General features: G+C 62.1%; 4 protein-coding genes, 1 tRNA gene and 1 other RNA gene. All 6 read right to left on the reverse strand.

The window, feature by feature from the left end; genetic code table 11:
- Positions 1-319 precede the first annotated feature (319 nt).
- The 6 genes from LJE63_07205 to rpoD all read right to left on the reverse strand — a co-directional run bounded on the left by LJE63_07205 (position 320) and on the right by rpoD (position 5,319).
- Entirely contained in the window at positions 320-1,633 is a 1,314-nt protein-coding gene (locus LJE63_07205; GenBank protein MCG6906397.1) for an HPr family phosphocarrier protein, read from the reverse strand.
- Positions 1,634-1,715: 82 nt separating this feature from the next.
- An RNA gene (gene rnpB, locus LJE63_07210) (RNase P RNA component class A) lies at positions 1,716-2,109 on the reverse strand.
- 174 nt (positions 2,110-2,283) lie between these two features.
- On the reverse strand, positions 2,284-3,012 hold the full coding sequence (locus tag LJE63_07215; GenBank protein MCG6906398.1) for a C4-type zinc ribbon domain-containing protein: 729 nt from the start codon (positions 3,010-3,012) through the stop codon (positions 2,284-2,286).
- Between the two features lie 62 nt (positions 3,013-3,074).
- On the reverse strand, positions 3,075-3,899 hold the full coding sequence (locus tag LJE63_07220) for a Nif3-like dinuclear metal center hexameric protein (GenBank protein MCG6906399.1): 825 nt from the start codon (positions 3,897-3,899) through the stop codon (positions 3,075-3,077).
- A gap of 176 nt (positions 3,900-4,075) precedes the next feature.
- Positions 4,076-4,148 (reverse strand) — tRNA-Ile (locus LJE63_07225).
- 76 nt (positions 4,149-4,224) lie between these two features.
- Positions 4,225-5,319 carry an RNA polymerase sigma factor RpoD gene (rpoD, locus tag LJE63_07230; GenBank protein ID MCG6906400.1) on the reverse strand — a complete coding sequence of 365 codons (1,095 nt, stop codon included), beginning with the start codon at positions 5,317-5,319 and terminating at the stop codon, positions 4,225-4,227.
- Between the last annotated feature and the right edge of the window lie 77 nt (positions 5,320-5,396).

Genomic DNA, 5,396 nt, shown 5'->3' on the forward strand with positions numbered 1-5,396 from the left:
TTTATGTCCCGTCGTCCCGGGCCGAGCATCGCAGCAGCCGGCGATAAAGGCCCTGTGGCTGTCTGAGCGCAAGCGCGTTCCACAGGGCCCGCCGGCTGCGAGAAGCGCAGGGCAGCCCGAAGGGCCCCGGGACGCGGGCGGCTTCTTTTGGTTCGTTTTCTTGTCCGCACAAGAAAATGAACACAGACCAATGGGAGTTGTAAATCCCGGTCCATTACCGGGGTGCCCGCCAAAGTTCCTTTCTGACAAACACCGCACCGCGGGGTGAAATGCTTTTTGCGGAACCGTCAAGGTTCGGTGGGCATCGGGCCGCGGGCCCTCACCGCAGATAGCCCAGTTCCTTGGGCAGCGGCACCCCCTTGCCCATGGTGTCCTCGCCGTAGTTAACCCCCGCAAGGATCGCAATGTCCTCCAAGGCGCGGGTGTCGCCTTCAAATACCACCTCGCTGATGCCCTCCTTCTGAATCTTGCCGCCGGCCCACTGGATGTCCAGCACGCTGCTGGCATCGAAGCGATCATCACCCACGCAAAGCTCCACCTGGCCGCCATAGTGCTGCACGATCTTGGCCACCATCAGGCTGGGGCGGCTGTGAAAGCCCAGTTTGACGGGGATGCCGACTCTCAGAGAATCCCGTTCGATGTTCTCGTTGAGGATTTCCTGGGCCAGCTTGCGGCCGGCGGTGAGGTAGTGACAGACGTAGAAAAGACCGTAGTTGACGGTGCGGTCCAGAAGCGTGTGGGGGTCGATGATCTCGCAGAGCCGCTCGTGCACCTTCTGGTAGGTGTTCTTGTAGCCGGCCTCGTGCAGGTGGCGCTCGTAGAAGTGCAGCAGGCGCCCCATGATCTGCAGCAAGTGAAAGACGCAGGAGAAGTGCCCCCGCAGCTGGCGCAGCTTTTTGTTGCTGCCGAAGCGCAGGCCGCCCTGGATGACATAGGTGTCGAAGGAGGACTGGAGATTGTGGACCAGCATCTCGTAGCGCCGGATTTCGACCTCGTTGACCTTGCCCGGCACGATCTCCTGGATTTCCGCCAGGCTGCACGGTTCATAGAAGCGCAGCAGATCGAAGCTCTTGGAGATGCTCAGAAATTCGCTTGCGATTTTGACGATGTTTTTTTTCTGCTGGGTGCGGTTTTCGTCATCGATGTCGTGGACCAGCAGCTCGCGGGTGGTGACCCCGGGGAAATCGGCGGTCGAAAAGCGTTCCTGCGGCATGGGGATCCCCAGCCGCCGGGCCTCCTCGAGGATCACCGGGGCAAGCCTGATCAGGCACCGGGTAAGAAAATCCTGGGTCTTGTCGCCCTCGGTTTCGAAGGCCGCCGTGTCCCCCAGATCGTAGAACGGCAAACGGTTTGAAATGTGCTTTTGGGAGTAGCCGCCAAGGCTCAGGTGACGCACGGCCGCGCTCAGTTCCCGGTAGAGATACCAGTTGGTGTTGTTCTTGGCGCCGTGGAAATCCAGCAGGTCCTCCAGCACCTGGGAAGTGGCGATCAGGGTGGAGTAGATTTTCTTGGTGAAGCGGTAGCGGGCAAGGTCCGCGGTGGAGATGAAAATGCAGCTCTTGAGGTAGTCGTGGGAAAAAATGCGGACTTTTTCCAGAAAGGAAATATCACCGCTGTCGGTTTCAGAACCCATGGAAGGCAAGTTCCTCTGAATCGGGGCGCAAAGCCCGCCCCAGGGGCGTTTTCAACCCCGCCCCTGTCAAAGAAAAAAAAACGGTTGAAGCCGCCCGTAAGCCGAATTCTGTTCCCGCGGGCGGTTACCCGGCTGCGGGCTACGATCATTCATCTCTGGGCGGCGGTTGCCCGCCGCCTCCAGCGACCTACCCGGGAGCTCGGACGGGCCGTCCTCAAGCACTCCCCTATTTGGTCTTGCACCGGGTGGGGTTTACAAAGCATTCCCGGTCACCCGAGAACCTGGTGCGCTCTTACCGCACCTTTTCACCCTTACCGGCCGCGGCGGGAGGATTTCCCCCCTGCGGCAGGCGGTATGCTTTCTGTTGCACTTTCCTTCGCGTCGCCGCGACTCCACGTTATGGAGCACCCTGCCCTGCGGTGTTCGGACTTTCCTCCAGGCCGATCTAGCGGCCCAGCGATCGTATGGACGACTTCAACCGCGCTTGTACTTCCCTTTGGATTAAACAGTAAAAAATGAAAAATTGAGATGGTGGTGAAAAAAGTCCAAGCTCAAGGCGCGCAAATCTCAGCGGCGTGAGGCGTACTGATGTATGCCGCAGCGACTTCGAGATGCAACGCAACGCAGAGATTGGGCTTTTTGCGCCGCCATCACACTTCGGCCTCCTCCTGGCAGAAGATAATCCTGCGGCAGTGGGGGCAAAAGGTCAATTCGTCAAACCGGTGCAGCTCGTTGAAGAGCTGCCGGGGGATGTTGAGGTGGCAGCCCTGGCAGACGGCATCGATCACGGGGGCCACGGCCCCCTGTTTGACCTGCCCCTGAACCCGCCTGAAGTGCTCCAGCAAAACCGGATCGACGGCCTGGGCGGCCTCCCGGCCGGCCCGGGTAAGATCGGCCAACTGGGCGGTTAGGTCCTGGTTTTCTCGTTCAAGCTCAACCTGCCGCCGGTCGGCCGTCTGGCGCAGGGACTGGGCCTGGGCCTTTTTCTGGGTCAAGGCGGCCTCGGCGGCCTCGATCCCATCGAGACTGGCCAGCATCCCGTCTTCGATCAGGGAGTTTTTACGCTTGAGATCGTCGATCTCCTTCAGGATGGACTGGTATTCCTTGTTGGTCTTGACCGTGGCCAGACGTTCGTTGCTTTTGCGGATTTGGGCCAAAACCATCTGAGCCTCGCGCTCCTGCTCGCGGTAAGCCTTCTGGGCCGCCTGCAGCTGGGCATCCTCTTCGGCCAGGGTCGCCTCGAAGGACTCCAACTCGTGCGCGACGGCGGCCAGCTTCGCGGGCGTCTCGGCCAGCTGGGCCTGAACGCGGCGGATCTCGGCCTCGATGGTCTGCAGCGCCACCAGGGACTGGATTTTTTCTCGGGATATGGTCGCCATGCGCACTTCCGGTTTTTAGGAGTTAATTTTAAGGTTTAACCAATTAAACATAACTTATCGTTTTATATGGTTTTAAAAGGCTCAGCTTCACCGTCGCAGACCGCGACCGTGACCCGCAGCCCGCGCCGGGCGAGACCGGCCTGCAGCCGTTGGACCAGATCGGCCACCACCAAGTGCTCCGAGGCGAAATGTCCGATATCGATCAGCCCCCGGCCGTTTTCCTCGGCCCAGCGGGCGTCGTGGTAGCGCAGATCGCCGCTGATGTAAACCTCGCAGCCCGACCCGGCGAAGGCCGTCAGCAGGCTGCCGCCGCTGCCCGAGCAGAGGGCCACGCGTTTAACAAGAAGGTCCCGCTCCCCGGCGAAGCGCACGCGCGCAGCCGGGATCCGGGTTTGGACCTGCCGCGCCAGGGCTTCCAGCGTCATCGCCGCGGGCAGCGAACCGACCCGCCCCACCCCCTCCCGCGACGCGTGTTCTGAACTGCCGAGGGAAGGGGCGTCAAGGGGTGACAATGCGTCCGGGATCAGCCCGATGCGGTGCGCCAGGAGATCGTTGAGGCCGTCGGCGGCGCTGTCCAGGTTGGTGTGGGCCGAGAAGATCGCCAGGCGGTGTTCCAGGGCCGTCGCGACGATGGCGCCCACCGGCGTTTCCAGGTCCACCTGCTGGAGCGGCTTGAAAATCAGCGGGTGGTGGGTCACCAGCATGCCCGCCCCCGCCCGGCAGGCGGCGTGAACCACTGCGGTGAGGGGGTCCAGGGCCACCATCACAGTCGCCACCGGCCAACGCCGGTGGCCTACCTGAAGGCCGACGTTGTCCCAGCTCTCAGCCAGCCGGGCCGGTGCGATGGCCTCCATGATCTGGCAGATGTCCTCGACGCAGGCCGTCATCGATCCCCCTCTCGCAGCGGTGTGCCGGCCGCCGCCCCCTTTCAGCGGGCGACCGGTTAAATGGTGTCCGTAGCACACCCCGGGAAAAAAGGGGAAGGGAAAAATCCCGGAAGGTTCGTCAAAACACAAACGCGGTCGGCATGACCGCGCAGCCAAGTTCCTTTTGATTGGAAGAGTGGGCCCACCTGGGATCGAACCAGGGACCGACCGGTTATGAGCCGGTGGCTCTGCCAGCTGAGCTATGGGCCCGGATATCCAGATCAACGCCTTGGGTACCTATTCCCCGGGGCGGCTTTTGTCAAGCCCCCCAACGCGGCGCAACGGGTCAGATCTCCAGGAAGCTTTTGAGCTTTCGGCTGCGGGTGGGGTGGCGCAGTTTGCGCAGGGCCTTGGCCTCGATCTGCCGGATGCGCTCGCGGGTCACGGCGAAATCCTTGCCGACCTCCTCCAGGGTGTGGTCGGCCTTCTCCCCGATGCCGAAGCGCATCCGCAGCACCTTTTCCTCGCGCGGGGTCAGGGTCGCCAGCACCTTGCGGGTCTGCTCGGCCAGGTTCAGGCTGACGGCCGCCTCCGACGGCAGCATGAACTTCTTGTCCTCGATGAAATCGCCCAGGTGGCTGTCCTCCTCCTCGCCGATGGGGGTTTCCAGGGAGATCGGTTCGCGGGCGATTTTGAGGACCTTGCGCACCTTGTCCAGGGGAATTTCCATTTTCTCGGCAATCTCCTCCGGCGAGGGCTCGCGGCCCAGTTCCTGCACCAGGTAGCGCGAGGTGCGGATCAGCTTGTTGATGGTCTCGATCATGTGCACCGGAATCCGGATGGTGCGCGCCTGATCGGCGATCGCGCGGGTGATGGCCTGCCGGATCCACCAGGTGGCGTAGGTGCTGAACTTGTAGCCGCGGCGGTATTCGAACTTGTCGACAGCCTTCATCAACCCGATATTGCCCTCCTGGATGAGATCGAGAAACTGTAGCCCGCGGTTGGTGTATTTCTTGGCGATGCTCACCACCAGCCGCAGGTTGGCCCGGATCAGTTCGCTCTTGGCTAATTTGGCGCGCTGGCGCCCCTCTTCGGCGCACGCGATGGCCCGCTTGAGGGCCCGGCTGTTGGCCTTGATGGCCATCTCACGGACCGCCACGGCCGTCAGCAGGGTTTGGATTTTGGCGTAGTGCGCGACGAGCTGCTCCGGGCTGTGAGGGCTGGCGGCCTGGGCCCAGGCGGTAAACTCCTCCAGGCTGGCCATGTTGCTGCGCAGGTCCTTGAGCGGCACGCCCGCACTCTCGGTGGCTTTCTGCAGCAGCAGGTTCTGGCTGTCGAACCAGTTGATCTGGCTTTTGATCAGCTCCTCGATCTTGTCCACCACGCCGCTTTCCAGGCGCCAGTCTTTCAGCAGCTGGAATATCTTGTTGTTGCGGCGCACGATGCAGCGCCGCAGGCGGCGCTGCTCGTCGGGGGGAAGCGTTTCGGTGAAGAGCCTTTCACGAAAGGCCTTGTTTT

It is taken from the genome of Desulfobacteraceae bacterium (genome assembly GCA_022340425.1).
In the GTDB taxonomy this organism is placed as follows: Bacteria; Desulfobacterota; Desulfobacteria; order Desulfobacterales; family JAABRJ01; genus JAABRJ01.